This is a genomic window from Providencia alcalifaciens (genome assembly GCF_915403165.1).
Classification (GTDB): domain Bacteria; phylum Pseudomonadota; class Gammaproteobacteria; order Enterobacterales; family Enterobacteriaceae; genus Providencia; species Providencia alcalifaciens_C.
In genome coordinates, this window is sequence record NZ_OU659204.1 from 1,571,641 (window position 1) to 1,596,215 (window position 24,575).

A 24,575-nucleotide genomic window follows, 5' to 3' on the forward strand; every position below is an offset into this window, starting at 1 on the left:
TTCTACTCCTTCACTTGATGGACAACATCAATCACAGAACCGTCACGATAACGCACCACCGCCACTACTTTGTCGGTAAATTCGATAGGGTTTGGTGTGCCCGTTAATAATTGGGCGCGTTCACGTAACCATTGAATAGAAACGGTTTTGATGCCTTGGCTTTCTAGCTGTTGCTTCAGCTCAGGGCGTGCTGGGTTAACGGCAATACCATGGTCAGTCACCAAAATATCGACGCTGGAACCTGGTGTAACGCAAGTCAGCACATCGTCCACCAACGTTGGGATACGACCGCGTACTAACGGCGCAACGATGATAGACAGTTTCGCCGCCACCGCTGTGTCACTGTGCCCACCGGATGCGCCGCGAATAACCCCATCGGAGCCGGTTAACACATTGACATTAAAGCGAGTATCAATCTCTAAAGCACTGAGCACCACCACATCGAGCATGTCCACCGAGGCACCTTTGGAATCAAAGCAAGCATATTGGTTGGCACTGATTTCAATGTGATTAGGGTTACGCGCGAGAGACTCGGCAGCAGCGCGGTCAAAGCTTTGTACATCGAGTAATTTTTTAATTAAGCCTTTTTCATGGAGATCAACGATGGTTGAGGTGATCCCACCTAACGCGAAGCCTGCATGAATATGATGACGGCGCATTTTATCTTCGAGGAAGCGAGTGACTGCCAGCGAAGCCCCGCCAGTACCGGTTTGCAGTGAAAATCCTTCTTTGAAGAACCCTGATTTTTCAATCACATCAGCGGCGGTACGCGCTATCAATAATTCACGCGGATTGGAGGTCATGCGAGTGGCATCGGCACCAATTTTGTCAGCATCCCCCACACGTTTGACTTTGACAATGTAGTCCACTTCATCTTGCTTAATGCTTGATGGGTTATGTGGGTAAGGCAGAAACTCTTCGGTCAACATGACCACTTTTTTGGCATTTTCCGCATCGATTTTGGCATAACCCAGTGAACCGCAGCTTGCGTTGCCTGTGTATCCGTTAGCATTGCCGTATTCGTCACAAGACGGAACGCCGATAAATGCTACGTCGATTTTTAATTCGCCACTATGAACAAGGTTGGCACGTCCACCATGGGAGTGAACTTGCACGGGTTCCGCTAATTCGCCACGAGAAATGGCTTCGGCTAATGGGCCACGTAAGCCAGAGGTGTAAATCTTAGTGACGACGCCATGGCGAATGTGTTCAACCAGTGGCGAGTGGCAAGCGCTGAGTGAACTAGATGCCAGTGTTAGGTTGCGAAAACCCATTTCAGCAATCACTTGCATCACCATGTTGATGGTTAAGTCACCGCCACGAAAAGCGTGGTGGAAAGAGATGGTCATACCATCTTTTAATCCTGAACGGCGGATAGCCACTTGCAGGTCATCACACAGTTTGCGATTGCGTGGTTTTTGAACTTGCTGCTGAACTTTACCGATATCTTTGAATTCACGCAGTAATTCATCGTCTTTAGGTGCTAAGTAGGCTGATACGCGAGCCTGACGCAATGTATTGGTTGTCATAATGTTCTGCCTCACTCTTCCCGAATGCCTGATAATGCCGCGCGCGATAACACTAAGCGGGCTCTTTCAATTACAGGGCTGTCTACCATTTTGCCATTGAGGGACACGACGCCTTTGCCTTCTCGCTCTGCGGCATCAGCGGCGTCTACGACGCGCTGCGCATGGTCGACTTCTTTTTGGGTTGGGGCATATAAGTTATGCAGTAATTCAATTTGTCTTGGGTTAATTAATGATTTGCCATCAAAACCAAGCTGCTTAATGAGTGCGGCTTCTTTGAGGAAGCCTTCTTCATTATTGGCGTCAGAATAGACGGTATCAAAGGCTTGAATACCGGCAGAACGCGCGGCTTGTAAAATGGCGCACCGAGCATAGAGGAGTTCAATGCCGTCTGGAGACCGCTCGGTGCGCAAATTGCGGACATAGTCCTCGGCACCTAATGCGATGCCTATTAATCTTGGAGAAGCGTGAGCAATATTCACTACTTGAGTGATCCCCATCGGAGATTCGATAGCGGCGAGTAACCCGGTGCTACCTTCTTCGCGCCCACAGCTTTTTTCAATGCGTAGAATTTCGTTTTCAATATCAATAATATCTTGCGCAGTATCGGTTTTCGGTAAGCGCACAATATCAGCGCCACCGCGAACGACGGCTTCGAGGTCAGCAACCCCATAAGCAGAATCGAGGGCGTTAACGCGCACGATGGTTTCAATATCTTGATATAACGGGTGTTGCAGTGTGTGATACACCAGACGACGCGCTGTATCTTTTTCTCGAATGGTGACGGAGTCTTCGAGGTCAAACATCAAAGCATCAGCTTTATAAATAAAGGAGTTACTGAGCATCGCGGCGTTGGAGCCCGGGACGAACAGCATACTTCTGCGAGTGCGGCTTTTTCTTCCCGGTGTCATTATTTATCCTCCCATGGCAGAGCATCGAGATCACAGGCGCGAGCCAGTAAGGCTTCGAGGCGAGCGCGTAGAACGCACTCCAATGCACCTTTATCATCCACCACAATTTCAGCGCCTTGAATGTCGTATTTTTCAATCATTTCAAGCACGATGGCATTGATGGCATCACCAAATTGTTTTTCAACACTGCTGGTGATCTGCAATGAGACCTCAAGAGTGTCTTCAAGAGGCTCGATTCGTACCATGACATCACTGGATTCGAGTGTGCCAGCAACCGCTGCGTGTAGTATCTTCATATTTCACCTATAACTAATTCAAGCTTGTAGTGCGGGGGTAGGCGACGGTGTCTGAACTGCTAGCATCTCTTGTAAATAGTGATACGTGGCAGGGGGCACAATCGGCTTGATCGCCGCAAGATCTTTTTTAGCGAGCAGTTTTCGAACTTGCGAGGCGGAAACCGCCGTACCGTCGATCACTGTCCGCGGGAATTCGACCAGTTCAATGGGTGGGAATGGCATTTCATCGGTTTCCAGCCAGTAGCGCATGTCTTGGTTATATTGGTTAGTGACTTGGCAAAATGGCTCTGAGCCGACGAAACGATGGGTAATTCCCAGCGCCGGAGCAATATATTGGCGAAAAATCTTAATATCGATTTCTGTATAACAGTTGTTGGCTACAGTAATGTCTTTAATAAAATAACAAGGGAATGTAGCCCGTGAAATAATGTATTCCGAACCTTTATGAATAGTGAGGTTATTAATTCCTTTTGTACCTTCTTCAATTAATTTCAGGCGAACTTTATACGGAAAACGGGAAGTGTCTTCTTTGACAACAAATAAATGTAGCCAATCACAGTTCTTTGAAGCTTGTTCAATTAAGTAACGATGCCCTAATGTGAATGGGTTGGCATTCATCACGATAGCGCCAATTTTTTTTCCTGCTTTATATTGGGCTTTTAAACTTTTAATATAGCGATTTAAATAACAGCAGCTATTTTCCATTAAAACCATCACATTGGGCACAGTAGCAATGGTATGAAATCCACATTGATGAAATAGCTCTTCATTTTGGTATTTGGTATAGATAAATAGGTGCGTGGTATTATTTTCATAAGCGAGGTTCACCAATTCAGTCGCTAATTTTAAAGCTAAACCTTCGCCGCGAACTTCATCGCTAATCGCAACGCATTTAATGACATTCTTCGCGAGACCACCACAGGCAATTAACTTTTCGTTACGTGTGATCGTAATAAAGATGTCAACGCTGGCATCAATGTCTAAATCATTCTCTTTTAAAAATTGAGTGATATCATTGAGCTTTCTGTTCTCATGACGTTTTACTTGGTTAAACGTTATGCTGTCGAACATAATGGTATCCTGCATCTCATTTAGAGATGTATTAAAAATGTTGCTAATGTTAAAGTTAATTAAATAAATATTTTTGGCTTACCGTTAATTACCTAAGTTCTCAATTTTTATTTAATTATCCTTTTCAATATTCATATTAAATACCCTGCATATAATATATTTGACCTATTTCATGTTTCTAAAATGAGTTTGTATTTGTTTAATGGTTTTAATGTTTTTAATTAAGAGTTATGAACTTTACTCAGTGGTTTTAATGTGTTTAATTAATAATATGTGCATTACTAAGCGGACTACGTTATCTTTTATCTTCATTATTGGTATTTTTGCGTGTAACAATAATTTTACTTTTTAGCGAGTTATAGAGAGACGAGATGAAAACAGAGTTTTCACAGATTCCATTTAAAAAAGGGAATATTTTTTCATTCTCTGGAAGAGTCTTTCTTCTATTGTTACTGGCTTCCGTGTTATTGACGTTTGGATTAGGCAAATATTTTACGGATACCACAGAAAACCGCATGATGGCGAACATTCGCGTGCTCGCCATGAGCCAAGCCAAAATGATCGCTTCATTGGATGGCATCGTCAGTACTGTAAAAGATAAAGATATTCCTAAGCTAAAAGTTATTGCCGATAAGCTCAATCAAGATTCCAGTTATGACTATGTCGTTATTGGTGATGAACATTCGGTTCGTTTATATCATCCGAATAGTGAAAAGATTGGCTACCCAATGCAATGGAATAAACCGGGGGCGCTAGAAAATGGTGAAAGCTATTTTATTAAAGGCGAAGGCTCCATGGGGAATGCAGTTCGTGCAAAAACGCCTATCTTTGATGAGAACGGTAAAGTCATTGGCGTTGTTTCCATCGGTTATCTCACCACCAAAATAGATACCTCATTAGCTGAGGTATTTGTGCAAACGTCAGCAACATTTTTAGGGGTGTTGGTGATTTTGCTATTTCTATCTTGGGCATTCGCCCGATTAATTCAGCGGCAAATGCTCGGCATGGAACCCGAAGAAATAACCCAATTAGTATTGGTGCAAAAAGGGATTTTTGATGCGGTGTTTGAAGGCATTATTGCCGTCGACCGTTATGGGAAAATTATCAATATCAACCATAATGCCAGAAAAATGTTAGCGCTGAGTGAGTCAGCAAAACAGTTAATCGGTAAACCGATTTCCGATTATGTTTCTCCTGCAGGCTTTTTTACGAAAGAAATCGCGAAAAACCATCATGATATAGTTTGCGAGTTCAATGGGTTGAATGTGATAGCCAGCCGAGTTGCTATTATGGATGGTGAGTTGCTTGCGGGAGCGGTGATCAGCTTCCGTAGCCAAAATGATATTGAATCCTTAAATGCTCAGCTTTCTCAGGTTCGCCAATATGTGGATAATTTGCGCACATTGCGCCACGAGCATTTAAATTGGATCTCTACTTTAAGCGGCTTGCTGCAAATGAAAGAGTATGACCAAGCCTTAGCGTTAATTAAGGGGGAGTCGGAATCTCGACAACAATTAATAGACTCCCTACGCGAACAATTTGCAGATAAACAAGTGGCCGGGTTGTTATTTGGTAAATATCACCGTGCGCGAGAACTGGGGTTGCAGCTTATTTTTGTACCGGGTTGCCAACTCCGTGAATTACCTAACTCATTAAATAGCACGGAACTCTGTGCTGTATTAGGAAATTTATTAGATAATGCCTTCGAAGCCAGCTTAAAGAACGAAGCGGGTAATAAACAGGTAGAATTGTATATCTCAGATGAAAATAATGAGATTGTGATTGAAGTTGCTGATCAAGGATGTGGTTTTCCTCTTGAGCTGCAAGATAAATGGTTTGAACGCGGAACAACAACAAAAACGGATGCTGTCGATGGACATGGTATAGGGCTATTTTTGGTGGCTTCCTATGTTAATCGATGTAATGGGGCGGTGATCATTGAAGATAATCAACCGTATGGTACTGTATTCTCTATTTTTATACCGAAAGTGAAGACGCAAAATGGCTAAGATAAAAATCCTCATTGTCGAAGATGAACTGCTCCTTGCGGAGATGCACGCGGAGTACATTAAAGCTTATCCTGCTTGTGACAAAGTCTGGCTTGCGGGCAATCTTGCGGAAGCAAGAAAAATGATTGAGTACATGAAGCCTGACTTGATTTTGTTGGATAACTATTTACCTGACGGGAAAGGGATTGATTTAGTTCATGAACTGCTTCAGGAACGCAATAGCGCGGATATTGTATTCACCACCGCCGCCAGTGATATGGATACAGTCTCTGAGGCTATTCGCCTCGGTGTGTTTGATTATTTGGTTAAGCCGATAGCTTATGAGCGTTTAGGGCAAACGTTAGATCGCTATATTCAGCGTAAAGCGGTTTTGCAGGGTGCCAATAAAACCAATCAAAGCCAGATTGATGATATGTTTAATACCTATGCGCGCGGTGAGAGTAAAGAAGAGTTACCGACGGGGATTGATGCTATTACGCTTGATAAAGTGCTCGCGTTATTTGCAGTACCCGATGCGGAATATACGGCAGAGACAATTGCAGAAACCATAAAATTAAGCCGCACCACCGCCCGCCGTTATTTAGAGTATTGTTTAGCCCAACGTAAAATTGAAGCGGAAATTGAGTACGGCAAAGTAGGACGTCCCCAGCGGATATATCGGGGTAATTTTCAGTAGTTATGGATAGAGAAATGAAGGGGCATAAAGGTATTTTATAGTGATGTGTTTATGATGATAAATTATTTATAATGAACATTTACTGTAACATGTTGTTGTATAGTAAATAGTTAAATGGTTGTATAAAGAGGTTTTTCATATATGCATAATAGCAATTACAAGCTAATATTTAGTAAAGATTCAATTAATTTTTTGGGTGTTATTAATAATAAAGAAAGGTATATTAATATTTATCCAGATAGCGATAACTTTAATGATTTTGGAATGGATGCTAAAATTTATATAGATGTTGTGGATAAGTATGAAAATAAAGCCGTTCATCTTTCTGGATTTATTGGGTTCATTGAACAAGATGCCATTTCAAATGGCAAGTATAAATTAGAAAACTTATTAAGAGAGTTTGAATATATAATTGATAATTTAACTTTAAAAATGGAGTATTTTTTTACAATGCTTCGAGAATTAAAACAATATAGGGAGTTAGTAGGTGTTTTTGGCACGCAAGAAGCTAGTAATATATTAAATACAATACATGATATTACGATTGAATATGATAGTAGTGAATTGAATAAAAACAAAAATGCTGCATTGGAAACTGATATATTTAATAAATCTTTTTTAAGGAATTCACAATCATATTTTGCTTTTAAAAATTCACATGCAGTTTTAAAAGGACTTGAATATGAAAAAACTGGGCTTCTATCTTCAAATATAACATTTTCATCTGGGTTGAAAGGGACGCCTACTTTTAACTTTAATTTTGATCATTATAGTGAATTACCAAAAAGAATAAGTGTATTAATAGGTGAGAATGGAGTGGGAAAAAGTCAAATATTGAAGGGTATTGCATTGTCAATAATAAACAATACAACTGATATATTTGATGGGGAGAGAGAAGAAAATGATAATAGGATTAAAGTAAATAGGCTTTTAGCTTTTTCTATGGATAATGCTGATGAGTCTGTATTTCCAGTTGATGTAGGTGCTGAATCAAAAATATGGTATAAGAATTATAATTTAAAGAATAATAATTTAAAGAAAGTTAGCGAGGCCATTTTAAGTTTGGCCAGAATGGACGAAATAATTTTAAATACTACTAGGTTTGATATATTTTTTAAATCAATTTCAAATATTAATAATTTCCATGAAATAGCTTTGCCCTTAAAGAACTCTAAGAAAAAGTGCATCTACATTACGGATTTGTATTCTTATGGAGAGGAAAATAGACTTAATTATTATCGTTATGTTGATATAAAAAAAGAACCAATAAGGTATATTGAAGGTAAATCGTACCCATTAAGTAGTGGTGAAATGTCATTTTTATTCTATTGTTCTGAAATTTGTTTGAACATTGAAAATGGAACATTAGTTCTACTAGATGAACCTGAGGTGCATCTTCATCCAGCTTTTATAAATAAATTTTTTGCATTGTTAGATTCTTTACTAGATTCAACTGGTTCATCTGCAATTATTTCTACTCATTCTGTTTATTTTATTAGAGAAGTTTTTAAAGAGCAAGTTTATGTTTTACGGAAAAAAGAAAATGGAAATATTGAAGTAGAAAAACCAAGGTTAAGTACATTTGGTGCAAATATTGGGAATATATCTTATTTTGTTTTTGGTGAGACTGGTTATACAGATATTTTTTTGAAAATAAGAAATAAAATATTGGAAGAAAACATTCCTTGGTCAGTAGTTTATGATAAATATAAGGATGACTTTTCCATAAACATTCTAACTCAGTTAAGAAATTCTATAGATAAAAATTATGAATAAAATAAATAGACCAAAATTTAACGATTCTGTAGCTATATCAGAATTGATATCTAATTCATCCTTGGGATATCACTATGTTCTTAATAGTTGCTTGCCTAAATTAAAGCTCGCTTACAAAGATTATATTTTAAGTTTGGGCGCTCCAACCGGTAATTACCCAAAATTAACAGAAGAAGAAGGAAGTGCCTTAAAGTATTATTATTCGTCTCCGCCAGTTAGTCATGAAAAAATTAACGATATTAGAAGGGTTAATAATAATTCATTATGCCCAATGTGTGGTTCAATGCATCGTGGTACTCTTGATCATGTTTTACCGAAAAATATATTTCCAGAGTTTTCCATTTTTTCTAGAAATTTAGTACCCGCATGTAAGTGTAATAGTTTAAAAGGAATAACTGTTTCTAATGGGGCAGGTGCGAGAATATTGCATCCTTACTATGATAAAATTTTAGGGAATAGGTTAATATCTGCTAAATTTAGCGAGCTAGGCGAATTTCCTATTATTGATATAAAAATCATACTCTCTAGTAATCATGCTTTGTATCCTTCAGTTGTATATCATGTCGATGAGGTTGTAAAGAAAAATAATATTATTGGATATTTATCTGAGCAATGGGAATCTTTTTATTTGCAACCGGAGCTAATTGTTAGAGGGTTAAACCCTGACATTAACAATGAAAAAAATTATTTTAGCCTAATTAAGAAAGAATTATCTTTCTTAGATAGGAAACATAAGGGAAAAAATAATTGGAACTCTGTTTTTGTTTCAGGTTTATATAGTAGAGATGTAGCTAGATGGGTTTTGAATGAATTTAAATCTATAAATCGAGATAATAATGGTTCATTGATATGATTTGCGAATAGTAAAAAGGAATAAGTTAAATAAGGGAACGGTTTATCAATTATGTGTTCATTGTATGTTTCCTATCATAAGGTTTTTATTTTTCGCTTAAGTAACTTCACGTAATCATCGCTTTTTTTAACCATGAGTCGATACCAATATAAGGCTTTGCTATCATGAGAAGCTGAAATAAAAAGGCAACGAATAAAAAGATTTGTGATTCCTCAAATTCGCTGCAATTTCCCAAGAGCAATGTCCCCAAAAGGTTGCTATGAACGTACTGATCCTTGGCGCTCGTGCGCCAGCCTGTCTCGAATGGGCGCGAGCGTTTAATGAGGCAGGATGGACTGTCAGCGTCGGTGATTCGTTAAGCCAACCGCTGAGCCGCTTTAGTTGCTCTGTACAGCATTATGTCCGCTTACCGGAACCTCGACAGGACCCGACCGCTTGGATTGAAGCCCTTGCGACGGCGATCGAAAGTCAACATATCGACCTGCTGCTACCAACGTGCGAAGAAGTGTTTTACTTGGCTTATGGCCTTGAACGCTTGCAACCGTTGTGTCGGGTGTTAACCAGTGACTTTCCACTGTTGCATCGCTTGCATCATAAAGGGGATTTTGCAGCCATGACGAATGGCTGGCCTGTCGCTGCCCCTGAAACCCATCTACTGACAGACCGCCAAGCAATGCCCACATTCGCGGACGATGCTGCAAGCTGGGTGTTCAAACCCGCGTATTCACGCTTTGCCTCACAAACCTTGATTCGCCCGTCAGCCCAACAGCTTAATAATGTGCAGCCGACTCAAGCCGAGCCTTGGGTCGCACAGCGATTTATCGAAGGGCGGGAGTTTTGCAGTTTTAGTGTTTTAGTTGACGGTGAGTTGCGCGCCCACAGCTGTTATCACCCGCGCTATCGAGTCGGTCGAGGCTCGGGGATCTATTTCCAGCCGAGCGCACCGGAACCTGTGCGCCAGTTCCTTGATAATTTTGGGCGTGAAACAGGTTACAGCGGGCAAGTGGGGTTCGACTTTATCGAGGACAAAAATGGTTGTTTCCATGTGCTGGAGTGCAACCCAAGGGCGACCAGTGGTGTGCACTTGTTCGACAATCAGCGACAGTTACTAGTAAATAGTTTGAGTCAACAACTCGAGCGGACACTTGAGCCAACATTAGAGCCTCGAATGATTGCATTGGCAATGCTGTTATTTGCAGCACCGCGACGAGCCCTGAACCCGACGTTCTGGCGTGATTATGCCGCCGCCCGCGATGTTATCGTGCAAAAAGGTGACTGGTGGCCGTTGATAGCACAAGTGGGAAGCCTTACGGAAATCGTTGCTCGAGCGGTATCTCGACGCTGTGGATTATTAACGGCGTCCACGGCTGATATCGAATGGAACGGCCAGCCGCTAGACGAGCGTATACCATGAAATTATTGTTCGAAAATCAAATTCTGAGCGAGAGTGCCAGCCCGAATGACAGCTTGGCTAGGCGCTATGTCCGCGCTTGTACCAGCGAGTGTTTGATAGGCAATGTCAGCACGAAAATGGCGCTGCTCGATACGGGAACGCAGCAATTTCCAGTTAGTATCACAGACGGTAACGAACCCGACGACAACTGCTATGTGGTGTCTCCTCAAACAGCCTACAGTGGTTATGCCCGCGAGGAAATCAAGCGCCTTGGTCGACCCTATCTGACTTGGCCGTTGAAGCTGCTGACTCAAGCTGTTGAACGCTTACTGAATGCGGGCAAAATCAACAAATTGGTGCAGGTAAACAACTGGCTGCTATCGACCAATCTTTATCCTGCTGATTGGGATGTCAGTGAATTGCCAGCGATCACCGCATTGCTGAAGCAAAATTTTCCTGAGCATGGGATTGGTTTTCGTTCGCTCAATGATTTCAGTAATCGTGCATTGCGCCAATGCCTGCAAAACCACGGATACCTGAGTATTCCTAGCCGGCAAGTCTATTTGTTTGATGGCCTGGCAGGGGAGCAAGCGCCATTTCTCAAACACCACAATACTCTGCTGGATGCCACTTTATTACGACGTAGCCCGTATACTGTTGTACCCGGTAGCGAATTGAATGATGACGATTTTAAAAGAATTGAACATCTTTATAACCTGCTTTATTTGGATAAATATTGCACATTGAACCCCCATTATAATGCGCAATGGATGCAGCAGGGGCAACGTGAAGGTTGGCTAGAGTTTCGCGCTTTGCGTAATGCAGAAGGGCGTATTGACGGTGCGTTGGGTTGGTTCTCATCTTCCACCGTGATCAGCACGCCAATAGTAGGTTATGACACCGCGTTGCCCCAACGGCTTGGATTGTATCGACAATTGACCCGCCTGTGCCTGCAAGAAGCGGCTGAACGCCGGCAGATACTGAATTTTAGCTCTGGCGCGGCTGAGTTCAAGCGCTTGCGGGGTGGTCAACCGCAGATCGAATACAGCTTAGTTTATGTCGCCCATTTATCTTGGGGGCGACGCCTTGTGTGGAAGATGCTGAGTGCTCTGTTACATGGTATCGGTGTGCCGATGATGAGGAGGCTAAAGCTGTGAATCCGTTTACTCATCAATGGTGGCCTGTGGCCCTCAGCGACAAATTGCGAGGCAAACCTGTGGCGTGCCAGTTACACGAGACTCCGTTGGTGCTGTTTCGCGACAGTGATGGGCATGCAGCTGCGCTGCCAGATCGTTGTCCGCACCGTTTTGCGCCATTGAGCGCGGGTAAAGTGTGTGATGGGCAGATTGAGTGCCCTTATCATGGCTGGCGGTTTTCTGCCGATGGGCGTTGTACTCGAGTGCCTGGTACTGACCTTGCGGCAGGAAGTAAGCCGCTGCTTGAGAGCTTCCCTTGTTGTGAAGCCCACGGGTTAATCTGGGTTAGCCTGAGCACGGAGCGCCCGCAGATCCCACCAGTTGCGCCCTCTGATAGCTCGCAGATAGTCGATACGTTTTGGATCACCGATGAAGTGCGGTGTTCGCTGCAAGACGCCGCAGAGAATTTTCTCGATGGTTTTCATACGCATTTTGTTCACTCTGGCTGGATCCGTCACGATAGGGAACGGCAACAAATCAGTGCCCGAGTTCACCCATTGGCAGATGGCGTCGAAGCCGTGTATAGCGAAGAGGGTAAACAGTCAGGATTTATTTCGCGATTGTTTGAGCGTGAGCGTGGAATCAGTATGGGGCGCTTTCGTCTGCCGTGCCTGGCAGAAATTGAGTATCGCGACCGCCGTGACAAGCTTAATTTGCTGGTCAGCGCTTGGCTAGTCCCCTGTGGCAATGATCAGCTACGCCTGTTTGCACGAATAGCGACTCGGCGCGGCAAGCTTCCTGCAGCCATCAAACGTTATGTATTAAGCAAGTTATTCCGCGTGATCCTCCGTCAAGACCGCCAAATATTGGAGAAAGTCAGTGCCAATAAGCTGCGTTTTCAAGGTACTCTACCTACACCACTGGATGGTGAGCAAGATTTACTAGGGCCAAGTATTCGCCAATTACTTGAAGAGGGTGAGTCATTGGTGTTTGAGGAGCGGACGTTTTGTTTTCGGCTTTAAGTCGCTGCGAGGAATATTGCAATATGCTTTCCAGACATATTTGGAGCCTATAAAAAGGCTCTTTTTATAAATTCAGCACCATCAATCTCTTTCCTGTCTTTTATTCTCAAGTGTAAGTCGTCAGTTGTATTACTTAGCAATAATGTCATTAAAGAGTGTTGACGATAGTCAACAAACTGCATATTGTTAATGCACGCAAAGCAAATCCGTAGAATGGTTGACCGCTGTACCCCGAAGAAATATAAGGGTTGATTCGGTTTTTTAAGGTAAGGCGGGTAACCGCCTTTTTGATGAGGAAAGCGGAATGGAACTCTACAATTTCACCCTGACGTTATCAGGCGTTCAAATGGAGACAGAGGGTCTTGCGGATGCTCTGTATTCTAACGGCTGTGATGATGCACTAATTTGCTACTACGGTAGCTCAGTGTATATAGAATTTGACAGAGAAGCAGAGAGCTTAGACTTAGCAATCCAATCAGCGATAAATGATATTGAAACAGCAGGTATTGGGGCTGTTGTTGAGTCGGTGGACTCGGCTCTAGTTGGCCTGAGTGATATTGCCCAGCTTTCCGGTTTAACTCGCCAAGCTATTGCTTTACTCAAAGACGGCTCACGAGGTAAAGGCGATTTCCCTTGTCCTATCCAGCGTATTAGTGGCCAGTCACCACTTTGGGATTGGTCGAAAGTTGCTAAATGGTTGAATGATAGCGGTCGCCTCGACAGTAAAGGCGTTCAGGCTCGAGAACAGTTGGTGAGTAACGCACGTACATTGAGCAAGTGGAACCTTGCGCTGAGAATGCGGTCATTTGGAAATATTAAAGAAGTAGAATCCATCACATCTTCACTAATTTCATAATATTTTATCTTTGAGGATTTTACGATGACCACCTTTTATCAACTGACAGCAACAAGCCTTGGCGGCCAGCCCATCTCTATGGCGGACTACGCGGGTAAGGTGGTTTTAGTTGTAAATACCGCCAGCCATTGTGGTTTTACACCGCAATATGAAGGTCTTGAAGCACTCTACAAAAAATATGCAGAGCAGGGTTTGGTGGTGCTTGGTTTCCCCTGCAATCAATTCGGTAAACAGGAACCCGGCGGCGCAGAGGAAATCGGGCAGACCTGCTACATTAACTACGGTGTGAGTTTTCCGATGTTCGAGAAAATAGACGTCAATGGAAGCGCAGCCCACCCAATATTTCGTTATCTAAAAAGCGAGTTACTGGGGCTGCTAGGTGGTCGAATCATGTGGAATTTCACTAAATTCCTGATTGGACGCGACGGTAAACCGCTCAAGCGTTTCGCACCGTTCACAACCCCAGAAAAAATAGAAGCGGCGATTGTTGCGGCACTTAAAGTTTGAGGGCTTGTGCAGATATTCTGAGGCTATTTCCCTTTCCCTGCATTCTGCAAATCATTTTCCATAATCATCACTTTCTTTTGGGCGCGCTCGTCGCCTTGCTTGGCGGCGAGTCGATACCAATCTAAGGCTTTCGTATCATCTTGCGGTACGCCCATTCCATATTGATAACACGCTCCGCTGGCATACTGTGCATCGCGGCTGCGTTGGTTGGCGGCCTTGATAAACCACTGACAGGCTTTAGCTTGATCGGCGGTGATGCCATCACCTCGTGCATAAATTAACGCTAAATTAAACTGGGCGGAAACTTCCCCTTGCTGAGCGGCGAGGGTTAGCCACTTAATGGCGGAAGCGGTATCGCGTTTGGTGCCTTGACCTGCCAGGTAGAGCATACCGAGGCTATTTTGTGCGGGGGAAAATCCTAACTCCGCAGAACGCGTAAAATATTGAAACGCAGTGGGGTAATTGATTTTGTCATACATCCCTGTTGCCGCTTGATAACCTAATAAATAGAGCGCTTGTGGCTGATTTTTTTCAGCTAGAGCGAGGTAGATTTGATTGGCTTTTTGAGGGGCTTTATCTCCAACGACACCTTTTTCATACCAATAAGCTAAAGTTAGCTGCGCTGCGGGTAACTGCTGTGCCGCGGCTTTTTCTAGCCAGCTTAATGCTTGTTGTGGATCTTTCACTAACAGGTTAGGAATGCCTTCTAGGGTATATTCGGCCATATTCATTTGACCGATAGGGTCGCCTGCATTAGCTGCCGCTTCCATCCAATGCAACATCTCTTTGGGATTTTTGCCGACGCCAGCCCCTTGCTGATACATTAACGCGAGGTTGATTTGTGCTTTGGTAAAATTTTGGCTGGCAGAAAGTTTATACCAATAGGCGGCTTTATCTAACTGACCATGAGATTGATAAAACATGGCTAAATTAAACTGTGCTTCCGCTTGCCCGCTATCTGCTAATTGAATTAACGTTTTTTCATCCACGACTGAAGAGGGTGCAACAGGAGCCACCGTTTTTGCATGACTCAAATTAATGAATAATGAGCAAAGGATGATGAAGGAGAGAGTAAACTGTTTCACTGAGCTTCCTTGAGATGAATTTTAGCCATTTATTCCTAATAGGTAGGTTAACGGGTTGCAGTTAGCGGCGCAATTGCCATTCTTGCTATTTTGAAAAGTATTTTCACGCATTAAACGAAGATAAATCATGATGTTATAAAAAAGATTAAAAATAATTAAAAAAAAGATGAACCTTTGAGGCTATCAAAGGTCTTAATTACATATATATCACTGTTTGCTTGTGTAAACATTCATATATTTACCCTCAACATTCATTTCTTTACATGAAGTAATGCAATAATGCATCTATGTAGTGTAGTTTGAATTAGTAGTACGATCCTTAATAGAATGCATTATGCCCAGTTTTAGTCGCTGGGCTTTTTTTTGCATAAAATACGAACCTTCCTGAAAATACCGCTTTATTTTTATCTCGCTCCTCTTTTTTGTTCGATAAATAAACACGTAATAGTGACCTCAATAAATAATCACCTATCTAAATTCATTTTCTATTCAGTTTTTATTATTACCAAGACGAAATATCCGCAGGGTGCTGCGCGGTATGTTTGAGATGTTTATAGGGTGTTACTCTGAGAGTAAAATGATTAAAGATAGAACAATATGCTTAACATATAGTGAACAAGTGATTATTTAATGGGCGATAATAATTTCATGATTTTGTAAAAAATTGAAGTTAATCACGATATGCATCTATAAGCATGGTAATTAATGCTGGCTAAATTATTAGTTTTAGTGCATAAATAGCATATATTGCTTAACTGATTATTCTGTTTGGCTTGGCATATATTCGCCGTAATGCTGAATAAATAATCAAATATGCTTTATCTCATTGAATTTTATGTTCGCGATTCATAAACAATATTTACACACAGTTTTGTTTGTTTTGAGGTCAGGGATTGATACTCCTCCTTTCAAAAGTGAATCTTCTAAAGCTTGAATTCTTGAGACCATAACAATGCGAGGGTGCAGACAGCGCTCCGTGGTTTTTTTGCATACGTACAGGTTGTATTAGAGGTAACTTGTGTCCACAACAAATAACAAAGAGGAAGTCAGTCTTAACGCGTTTAAGCAACCTCGTTCATTCTATCTCATCTTTTCTATCGAACTCTGGGAACGTTTTGGTTACTACGGTCTTCAGGGGATCCTCCCAATTTATCTCAGCCAAGTGCTTGGTATGTCGGAAGCGGAATCTATTACGCTGTTCGCGGCATTTTCTGCACTGGTTTATGGCTTTGTTGCTATCGGTGGTTGGTTAGGGGATAAAGTTCTAGGGACTAAGCGCGCTATCGTTCTTGGCACGATAGTTATGATTGTCGGTTATGCCTTCGTTGCCTACTCTGGGCATGATGTGTCGATGGTTTACCTTGGCCTTGCGACTATTGCGGTAGGTAACGGTCTATTTAAAGCAAACCCATCATCATTATTATCTACCTGTTATGACAAAAATGACCCACGTTTGGACGGTGCATTCACTATGTACTATATGTCCGTTAACATTGGTTCATTCTTCTCAATGCTGGCAACACCATGGCTAGCAAAACATTACGGTTGGGATGTCGCATTCTCCCTGAGCGTAGTGGGCCTGATAATCACCTTAATTAACTTCTATATGTGTAAAAAATGGGTGGCAGACCACGGTTCAAAACCTGACTTTGCGCCTGTTGTTATCTCCAAATTGTTGATGACTATCGTCGGTGTGGTTGCACTGATCGCGATTTCAAACTGGCTACTGCACAACTTAGGTATTGCTCGTGTGGCACTGGCGGTGATTTCTCTGGGTATTTTAATTATCTTTATCAAAGAGATGATGGCACTCAAAGGTATTGCTCGTCGCCGTATGATGGTTGCGTTGATCCTGATGCTCGAAGCGATCGTTTTCTTCGTACTTTATAGCCAAATGCCAACCTCACTGAACTTCTTTGCACTGCATAACGTGGAGCATGAAGTTTTCGGTTTTTCGATTGAGCCGGCTCAGTATCAAGCATTAAATCCATTATGGATTATGATTGGTAGCCCAATTTTGGCTGCTGTTTATAACAAAATGGGCGATAACTTACCGATGCCACATAAATTTGCTATCGGGATGTTACTGTGTTCTGCGGCATTTTTAGTGCTGCCATTAGGGGCAAAATTCGCTAATGAAGCGGGTATTGTTTCTGTTCAATGGTTAGTTATCTGCTACGGTTTCCAAAGTATTGGTGAGCTGATGATTTCTGGTCTGGGTCTGGCGATGGTGGCACAGTTAGTTCCACAACGACTGATGGGCTTTATCATGGGCGCATGGTTCTTAACTAACTCTGCTGCGGCATTTATCGCAGGTTATGTTGCTTCTATGGCGGCTGCACCTCAAGGTGAGCTCACCAGCAAAGTTGAATCTCTGGCTGTCTACAGTGATGTCTTTATGAAGATTGGTCTGGTAACGGGTGCAATTGCTATTGTCATGGTATTCACCGCGCCATTATTAAACCGTATGACGCAAGAACAACATTAATTTGTTCTGCCAGTTATAAAATTGAAAAGGGCGATAGAAATATCGCCCTTTTTTCATTCATGATTATTGAAAGCAGTCGTGATTGAAAGTATTTGCTATTTAAAATACCGATTACTAATTAACTTCATGGAACGGTTATTGCCGTTGACTAAAATGGTGCTCGCGCTACGGCTGTGCAGATCATTCGAGATACCATTCATCAGCACTGTTTGGGTGATAGCAGTAGCCGAGAAAATCACATCGGACGTATTCACCATCATATCCAACGTTAAAATTTCGCCAATTTCTATGCCCATCTGTTGGCAACGAATCGCTTCTTGCGCCGCTAACAGTTTATTTTGTTCGGTGTCTTCTTTGGCTTTATTACGTGGAACAAGGCGTGCTTGCATGTCACCCCCTAATGCTCGGGCAATGGCTGCACTAATAATGCCTTCTGGCGCACCGCCGATGCCATACATCATATCAATAGGGTGTTCGGGTAAAATTGTCAGCAGTGATGCAAGAACATCGCCATCAGGGATAGTGATGACATTGGCACCAAAGTTACGGATAGTTTTAATAATGTGCTGGTGGCGAGGTTTATCGAGAATGGCAATATTGAGCATGGAAATCGGTTTATCCAATGCAGCAGAGAGAAACTCAAGGTTCTTCTCTAATGGATTTTTTAGGTGAACGGCATCCTTTGCTGCTGCACCAACGACCATTTTTTCCATATACATATCGGGGGCTTGCAGTAATGTTCCTGTTGGCGCTGCCGCCAAAACTGCAATGGCATTGTGCTCATTACATGCCACCATACGGGTTCCATCAATGGGGTCGACCGCGATATCTAAATGATGTTCGCTCGATTGCTTACCGACTTGTTCACCAATATACAGCATTGGCGCTTCGTCAATTTCTCCTTCACCAATTACTATTTTCCCATGAAAATCAATCTCATTGAGTCGATTTCGCATGGCTTCAACCGCAGCGTTATCCGCTGCATTTTTATCTTGTTTCCCTACCCATTCAAACGCGGCAATGGCGGCAACTTCCGTCACTGACGCGATAGCAGACGCGAGTTCATCGCTAATTTTCATTTTGATGTTATTCCTAGGACTAAAAAATTATCGCGCCTATGATACGTTTTTTGTGATCAACTTGGTAATTTTTTGGTGAATAAAACGGCGTTTTATTGAGGTCGGAGAGGGGCATTAAGCAGATGGAAAGGGCGGAGCGAACTCCGCCATTTGACATATCAAAGACGCACTACAGCATTTCGACGATGGAGATCCCGCCAATAATTGAAATCAATGCCGCAATGGTACTAAGTAATACGGTCCCCGCAGAGGTTTCAGTATAGGCTTTATTACTGATAGCTAACGCTGGTACAGCTGTTGCCGTCGGTAACACACCGATAATAAATGCCGCTTTTAATAAATCACTTTGTAATCCTAATGCGAGGCCGGTTCCAAGAATAAGCGCCGCCTGTACAAAGTTTTTCACAAAAACGTTAAAGATAATTTCTTTATTGATTGTGAGTTTAATACCTGAAAGTAATAAACCGAGGAAGAAGAGGGCGACACCACCTGCAGTTTTCCCGAGTTCATTGACTGAGTTTTGTAGGATTTCAGGTAATTTCACGCCGCAAATTGCCAGAATTGCCCCTAAAACAGGCAGGAAAACTAATGGCTGAATGACGGCTTTACCAATAGATTTCAGAATACCATTGCCATTCGCTGATCCGCTGATCATCAATAAGGTAAATGGAATTATGATGACGGTATAAATTAAGTTACCGAGAACCATGGCAATTAAACCGGATGAACCGACGGTTGCCAGTAAAACTGGTGGCCCACAGTACGCCATATCCGGGAATGAAACAGACAATGCTTGCATCGCAGCATCGGTTTTATTGTGACGGAAAAATACTTTACCAACCACAAAACCAATGACATAGGATGCAATTAACCCGACTGCGAGCGCTATCAAGTAATCAACATTCAGTAAAACTGAAGGAGGGGCTTGAACGGCAGCAAGGAATAATGCAAATGGTAAGGCGATTTTGACAACAAAGTCAGCAAACGCTTGCGAATATTCCCGTTTCACGAAGCCATATTTACCCGATAACCACCCAACAGCAAGGCCGAGTACGATGGGACTTAGGGCTTCAAGTATTATGTGTAATAACATAGGTATTCCTTTGCGTTATTTAGGACAGTACATATTTTTTCAATATATCGATAAAAGATAGTCGTTATTTGTTAAATAACTTATTGGTGAATTTGTCTATAAATTAATAACATAATCACACGAAAAAACACCTATTATCTGCATATTTTCTCTAATAAATAGAAAGTATCAAAAATAGATTATTGAAATTAATAAGTCATTAATAAAGTAATAGGGGATTCAGCGGGGAGAAAAATAATTATTTGAAAATATGTTTTTCTGGCCTAAAAATGTACTATCATTTTATGATAGTTAAATAATAAGAAGTTAGAATAGATTAATCCGTGAATACTCTTAAAAGGAGTTATTTTGTAACAGTTTGTTACCCGCTGTTGGCAATTTAGTTATTCGTCTCTAAACTAGGACGATTATTGAATAATGTCGATTGATACTGTGTATTCTAAGATCCTGTTAACTAATCTTGGGTTACTGGCATTGGATTAAAGAAGGAAACCTATTTGTGGATACATGGATACTCCTAGGGCTCATTTTAATTGCGTTTGTGATAGTTGCCCCTGTGCTAGCTATCATTGCGATTAATCGCACTGGTCGAATGCAATACCAAATTAACCAGTTAAACCAAAAGGTTGCCTCGCTAGAAGCCGAAATAGCCCGTGATAACGGACTTCAGCCTGTTCACACTATTCATATGGATGAAGAACATCCAGCATCCCATCAAGGTGATATCCAACATAATAAGCATCAAGTGGATGCACTTAAAATTGCAATCCAAGATCCTCAACCCCAAACGCCTCAAATTATACCGCAACCGGTGGAAGTATCCATCGACAAACACGCTAATGTAGTTAACCCGATGGCGGTTAATCCGAATCGTTTTGATAAGCCGAAACCAAGCCAGCCTGCATCATCTCAGAATAAAGCTGAAGATAAATCCATTTTTGCCCATTTCTTTACGTGGCTAGTAACAGGTAATCCGCTGGCGAAGATAGGAATTTTATTATTATTTCTAGGCGTTGCCTATTTACTGAATTACAGCGTGCAAAATGAGATTATTTCGCCTGAGTTAAGGCTTGTCTTCAGCGCTGCGGGTTGTTTAGTTTTATTAGGTATAGGTTGGTGGCTACGCAAGAAAAAAGCGTTATTTGGCCTGATATTACAAGGCGGTGCCATCGGCTGCTTATACATTACAGTTTTTGCCGCTTTCAAGTTATACATCATGATCCCTTATGGGTTTGCATTTGCGGCGATGCTAATCATCTGCAGTGCAAGTATTGGGTTGGCGTTATTACAGCGTACGATTAGCTTAGCAATTTTAGCGTCTTTAGGTGGTTATTTAGCGCCAATATTACTGTCCACTGGGGGTGGTAGCCATATTGTTTTATTCTCCTATTACTTGATGTTGTCGATAGGTATTTTAGTCATCAGTTTCTGGCAAGCATGGCGTCCGTTAAATTTAGTCGGCATGTTTATGACCTATGGCGTGGCAATACTATGGGGAATGGAAAATTATGATTATGATTATTATCTATCATGCCAGCTATTTATTATCGCTAATTTAATTGTATTCAACGCATTAACTCAGTTATTCGCCTTACGTTTCGAGCATAATAAACAGCTCGTTGTCGATAATACGCTATTATTTTTCCCGCCATTGATGAGTATTGCTTTACAATTTGCCATCTCGGATGGCATCGGATTATTGCCAGCATTTATTTCTCTATTTATCGGGTTACTGTATCTCATTGCCAGTTTACAGCTTCATAAACGTTTTAATGCCGCGGGCAAAAATATGGCTCTAGGCAATATCATTATTGGTGCTAGCTTCGTCACATTGGCGGTGCCACTCGCCTTGTCATTTGGATGGACAACAATTATTTGGTCATTACAAGGCTTCGCCATGCTGTGGTTTGCCCTTAACCAAGGGCATAAAAAATTAGCGTTGCTCTCGTCATTGCTTATTGCGGTTAGTGCTTTAATGATATTAAGCGACTATCCATATTATTATTGGAGCGACAATGTTATTTACATGCTACCAAGCCTGATAGCCGCTTGCTTTTTTGCGGGCGGGTTATTTCATGTTCACCAGAAAGAAGCGAGCTATTTTACCGCGCTCAGTTATGCATTTTTGCTCCTTGGGTTATTAGTCTGGTTCGCCTGGGTACCTGAATTTACCGATATGCTGTCATGGAACAGTGAAACGGAAAGCTTAATTATTTTGGCGATGGTGTTGATCTCCGCGTGGTGTTGGCGTCTTGGTGGTCAAAAAATCAATTGGATCCCATTAGTTTTATGCCAGTTCTTATTATGGGCCGTGGCGTATTACTATTTAACATTAGATTTTATTTATGCAGAAAATCCGATGGGGCGTGGTGAAGGTTCGCTGATTTGGCCTGTGATATTGGGCAGTTCAGTTCTGTATGTGATGCACGCCTATCGTACCCAAAATTTGTATATTCGACGTGGAATGCACGTTGCCAACTTATGGTTAATCATTGGGTTTGGTGCGACGCAAGTTAATTGGTTTGTGGCTAACCTTCCGTGGGGAATGCACGAACTGGGTTACTTCATTTACATTATGTCGATAACCTTAGTGGTATTAATCCTCTACTGGTTGCAACATAACAAATTTGTACCAATGCGCCGTAAAGGTTTGCTGTATTGGTATAGTTTATTACCACTTATGGCAGTATTGGTGGCGCTTTCATGTTGGTCAAACCATGAAGATGGTAAGCTCACATTTTGGAGTTACGTCCCATTAGTTAACCCGCTAGATGAAGCAGGTCTATTTAGCATTGCAGCACTGTTATTGATGCGTAAAGGTTTTATCGCGAAGCTAAGAAAAATAACGCCTATTGAAATTGGGGTGGTGAAAGGCCTGATGGTGGTGATCATTGGATTAGCTATATTCTGGTATAACGGCATCATTCTTCGTGCGACGGCTGATTTTGCGGATATACCTTGGAATAAGAATATCTTATTTGATTCGCGTCTAGTTCAAACGGTCCTTTCTATTAGCTGGGCAATAGCCGCGCTATTCTGCATGGTGATTGCTGCCGTGAAGAAGAGTCGAACATGGTGGTTTGGTGGTGCAGCGATTTTCGCTTGCGTGATTGCAAAACTATTTCTTATTGATGTGTATGGACAGGATGGTATTTCCCGTGCGGTCTCCTTTATTGCCGTGGCGGTGTTGATCTTGGTTGTGGGTTATTTCTCCCCATTACCACCAAAGCATAAAACGGACATTGAGGTACAGGATAAATAGTGATGAACTGCATGAAAATAGTCGTGAAAAACATAACAAGATTATGTACATGGGGTGCTCTCTTTTCCTCAATATGCTTATTATCATTCGGAAGCTATGCTAGCGATTCTAAAGCCAATGACTCAAGAGCTAATGATTCTAAGCAAGCAAGTCCTTACGACTTTTATCAAGGAAAAGAGCTTACTACACCAGATAGGAACAGCCCGTTCTACTGGCTAGAGTTACCCGCAGCTGCTTATATGGGATCGGCGTATCCAGATACTCTGCAAGATATTCGTATTTTCAATGGAACAGGGAATGAAATTCCAACAGCATTATTCTTCGATACCAATAAATCTGTTGCGACGACCAATGTTAAATTTAATTTTCAACGCTTAGTCACTCGTGTGGATAATGTGAACCCTAACGATGATGCTCAATATGATAGCCAATATATACTGGTGGAAGCGGAGCCAGGAAAAACAACCCGTATTGAATTGCCAAATTTACAACGAAAAGATAAAACCAATTTTCAAGCCTATTTGCTGACGCGTGACCAACTCAAAGATAACGGTGTTTTATCGACTTTAAATTTAGGTTGGGATCAGAACAATCAGGACTGGCAAGCCAAAGTTTTTATTTATTACAGTACTGATAAGAAAAATTGGGTAAATATTGCATCGAATCAGCCTGTTATGAGCTTGAAATTAGACTCAGGCGTTGTGGCGAGTAATACGATTGAATTATTAAAAGGGGAAAGTACTGGGCCTGTTACACCATACCTAATGTTAGTGACGGCCAGTATCCCAGAGCATGAAATTCCACCTCTTCAATCTGTGACTGGATTGCAGTATGTGATGAACGCTTTCCATCGTCAGGAATCCTTCCTCTTTGAAGTGACGAATGATGGTATCACTCGAGAACAAGTGATTTATCGCTTAGCGACTCCGCAGCCATTGAATGAAATCAGTATTAAGCTGCAACAATCAAATCGCGTGGTACCGCTGAAAATAGAATATATTGCCAATAGTGATGAGGAATGGAAATTGTTGGCGAATGTGATGGTTTTCAACCAAATCACTGAAGGTGATAAAGCGAGCAACCCGAATTTAATGATCCATGATAAGCAAATTAAAGGACTCAGAATAACTGCATTAAAAGGCAGTTGGGATGAGCTGCCACCTACGATTTATGGTTTGCGTGATGCTGTAAATTTGATTGTGAATATACAAGGTGCTTCTCCTTATTTGCTTGTGTGGGGAAATAAACAAGCCACTTTAGATAATGTTAACTACACTCAACTTATTGGTAAAAATGAAAGCGTTGAAAACGTAATGGATGATTTCCCTGAAATCACAACGACGGGGAACGTATTGGATTTAGGTGGTGTGGAGAAGAGAACCCTAGATAAGCCCGTTGAAGAAGGCTTACATTGGATGACTATCGCATTGTGGGGGTTACTTATTGTTGGTATTTTCGCACTGCTTTATTTCTGCTGGTATCTTTTCAAAGAGGTTGGGTTATCAAATAAATCCAACTCAGACGATCTTTAATTAA

19 protein-coding genes are annotated in these 24,575 nt (G+C 41.8%); 12 read left to right on the forward strand and 7 right to left on the reverse strand.

The features are described 5' to 3' along the window. Nucleotides 1-2: 2 nt before the first annotated feature. Genes citF through citC form a run of 4 tightly spaced genes read right to left on the reverse strand, consistent with a single transcriptional unit; the run spans nucleotide 3 to nucleotide 3,804 of the window. A complete protein-coding gene (gene citF / locus LDO73_RS07155; protein ID WP_108479053.1) occupies nucleotides 3-1,529 on the reverse strand; it encodes a citrate lyase subunit alpha in 1,527 nt (508 codons plus the stop codon). A gap of 11 nt (nucleotides 1,530-1,540) precedes the next feature. Next, on the reverse strand, nucleotides 1,541-2,437 hold the full coding sequence (citE, locus tag LDO73_RS07160; RefSeq protein WP_224060811.1) for a citrate (pro-3S)-lyase subunit beta: 897 nt from the start codon (nucleotides 2,435-2,437) through the stop codon (nucleotides 1,541-1,543). Continuing rightward, the gene (gene citD, locus LDO73_RS18125; protein ID WP_036951301.1) at nucleotides 2,437-2,733 is read right to left on the reverse strand and encodes a citrate lyase acyl carrier protein; all 297 of its coding nucleotides are present in this window, start codon (nucleotides 2,731-2,733) and stop codon (nucleotides 2,437-2,439) included. The genes citE and citD overlap by 1 nt, the downstream gene beginning before the upstream one ends. Before the next feature lie 18 nt (nucleotides 2,734-2,751). Next, nucleotides 2,752-3,804, reverse strand: coding sequence for a [citrate (pro-3S)-lyase] ligase (gene citC / locus LDO73_RS07170; RefSeq protein ID WP_224060812.1), 1,053 nt, complete (start codon nucleotides 3,802-3,804; stop codon nucleotides 2,752-2,754). Nucleotides 3,805-4,175: 371 nt separating this feature from the next. On the opposite strand from citC, the gene dpiB reads away from it, so the two are divergent. The 9 genes from dpiB to LDO73_RS07215 all read left to right on the forward strand — a co-directional run bounded on the left by dpiB (nucleotide 4,176) and on the right by LDO73_RS07215 (nucleotide 14,032). Next, on the forward strand, nucleotides 4,176-5,813 hold the full coding sequence (dpiB, locus tag LDO73_RS07175) for a sensor histidine kinase DpiB (RefSeq protein ID WP_224060813.1): 1,638 nt from the start codon (nucleotides 4,176-4,178) through the stop codon (nucleotides 5,811-5,813). After that, the gene (gene dpiA / locus LDO73_RS07180) at nucleotides 5,806-6,489 is read left to right on the forward strand and encodes a two-component response regulator DpiA (RefSeq protein WP_224060814.1); all 684 of its coding nucleotides are present in this window, start codon (nucleotides 5,806-5,808) and stop codon (nucleotides 6,487-6,489) included. Before dpiB ends, dpiA begins: the two co-directional genes overlap by 8 nt. 141 nt (nucleotides 6,490-6,630) lie before the next feature. Continuing rightward, nucleotides 6,631-8,265, forward strand: a complete 1,635-nt coding sequence (locus LDO73_RS07185; protein ID WP_224060815.1) for an AAA family ATPase — start codon at nucleotides 6,631-6,633, stop codon at nucleotides 8,263-8,265. Next, complete coding sequence (locus tag LDO73_RS07190; protein ID WP_224060816.1) at nucleotides 8,258-9,118, forward strand: HNH endonuclease; 861 nt, start codon at nucleotides 8,258-8,260, stop codon at nucleotides 9,116-9,118. Before LDO73_RS07185 ends, LDO73_RS07190 begins: the two co-directional genes overlap by 8 nt. Before the next feature lie 259 nt (nucleotides 9,119-9,377). Then, nucleotides 9,378-10,532: a hypothetical protein gene (locus LDO73_RS07195; RefSeq protein ID WP_224060817.1), complete on the forward strand. Its 1,155-nt coding sequence runs from the start codon at nucleotides 9,378-9,380 to the stop codon at nucleotides 10,530-10,532. After that, on the forward strand, nucleotides 10,529-11,668 hold the full coding sequence (locus tag LDO73_RS07200) for a hypothetical protein (protein WP_224060818.1): 1,140 nt from the start codon (nucleotides 10,529-10,531) through the stop codon (nucleotides 11,666-11,668). The genes LDO73_RS07195 and LDO73_RS07200 overlap by 4 nt, the downstream gene beginning before the upstream one ends. Beyond that, nucleotides 11,665-12,669, forward strand: coding sequence for a Rieske 2Fe-2S domain-containing protein (locus LDO73_RS07205; RefSeq protein ID WP_224060819.1), 1,005 nt, complete (start codon nucleotides 11,665-11,667; stop codon nucleotides 12,667-12,669). Before LDO73_RS07200 ends, LDO73_RS07205 begins: the two co-directional genes overlap by 4 nt. A 304-nt stretch (nucleotides 12,670-12,973) precedes the next feature. Next, complete coding sequence (locus LDO73_RS07210) at nucleotides 12,974-13,525, forward strand: helix-turn-helix transcriptional regulator (RefSeq protein WP_224060820.1); 552 nt, start codon at nucleotides 12,974-12,976, stop codon at nucleotides 13,523-13,525. Nucleotides 13,526-13,549: 24 nt separating this feature from the next. Then, nucleotides 13,550-14,032, forward strand: a complete 483-nt coding sequence (locus tag LDO73_RS07215) for a glutathione peroxidase (protein WP_224060821.1) — start codon at nucleotides 13,550-13,552, stop codon at nucleotides 14,030-14,032. A gap of 23 nt (nucleotides 14,033-14,055) precedes the next feature. Here LDO73_RS07215 and LDO73_RS07220 read toward each other — a convergent pair whose 3' ends face one another. Continuing rightward, the gene (locus tag LDO73_RS07220) at nucleotides 14,056-15,117 is read right to left on the reverse strand and encodes an SEL1-like repeat protein (protein ID WP_224060822.1); all 1,062 of its coding nucleotides are present in this window, start codon (nucleotides 15,115-15,117) and stop codon (nucleotides 14,056-14,058) included. Nucleotides 15,118-16,135: 1,018 nt separating this feature from the next. Between LDO73_RS07220 and dtpA the strand changes: the two genes are divergently transcribed. Then, complete coding sequence (gene dtpA, locus LDO73_RS07225) at nucleotides 16,136-17,605, forward strand: dipeptide/tripeptide permease DtpA (RefSeq protein WP_224060823.1); 1,470 nt, start codon at nucleotides 16,136-16,138, stop codon at nucleotides 17,603-17,605. A 95-nt stretch (nucleotides 17,606-17,700) separates the two neighbouring features. Here the strand turns inward: dtpA and glpX are convergent, their stop codons facing one another. After that, entirely contained in the window at nucleotides 17,701-18,678 is a 978-nt protein-coding gene (gene glpX, locus LDO73_RS07230) for a class II fructose-bisphosphatase (RefSeq protein WP_224061147.1), read from the reverse strand. A gap of 175 nt (nucleotides 18,679-18,853) precedes the next feature. Next, the gene (locus tag LDO73_RS07235) at nucleotides 18,854-19,777 is read right to left on the reverse strand and encodes an AEC family transporter (protein ID WP_224060824.1); all 924 of its coding nucleotides are present in this window, start codon (nucleotides 19,775-19,777) and stop codon (nucleotides 18,854-18,856) included. Nucleotides 19,778-20,276: 499 nt separating this feature from the next. Here LDO73_RS07235 and LDO73_RS07240 point away from each other — a divergent pair, with 499 nt between their 5' ends. Together LDO73_RS07240 and LDO73_RS07245 are read left to right on the forward strand one after the other, a co-directional pair. Beyond that, complete coding sequence (locus tag LDO73_RS07240) at nucleotides 20,277-23,039, forward strand: DUF2339 domain-containing protein (RefSeq protein WP_224060825.1); 2,763 nt, start codon at nucleotides 20,277-20,279, stop codon at nucleotides 23,037-23,039. A 23-nt stretch (nucleotides 23,040-23,062) separates the two neighbouring features. Continuing rightward, nucleotides 23,063-24,571 (forward strand): DUF3999 family protein, encoded by a 1,509-nt coding sequence (locus LDO73_RS07245; protein WP_224060826.1) that lies wholly within the window; start codon nucleotides 23,063-23,065, stop codon nucleotides 24,569-24,571. The last annotated feature ends 4 nt before the right edge of the window (nucleotides 24,572-24,575 follow it).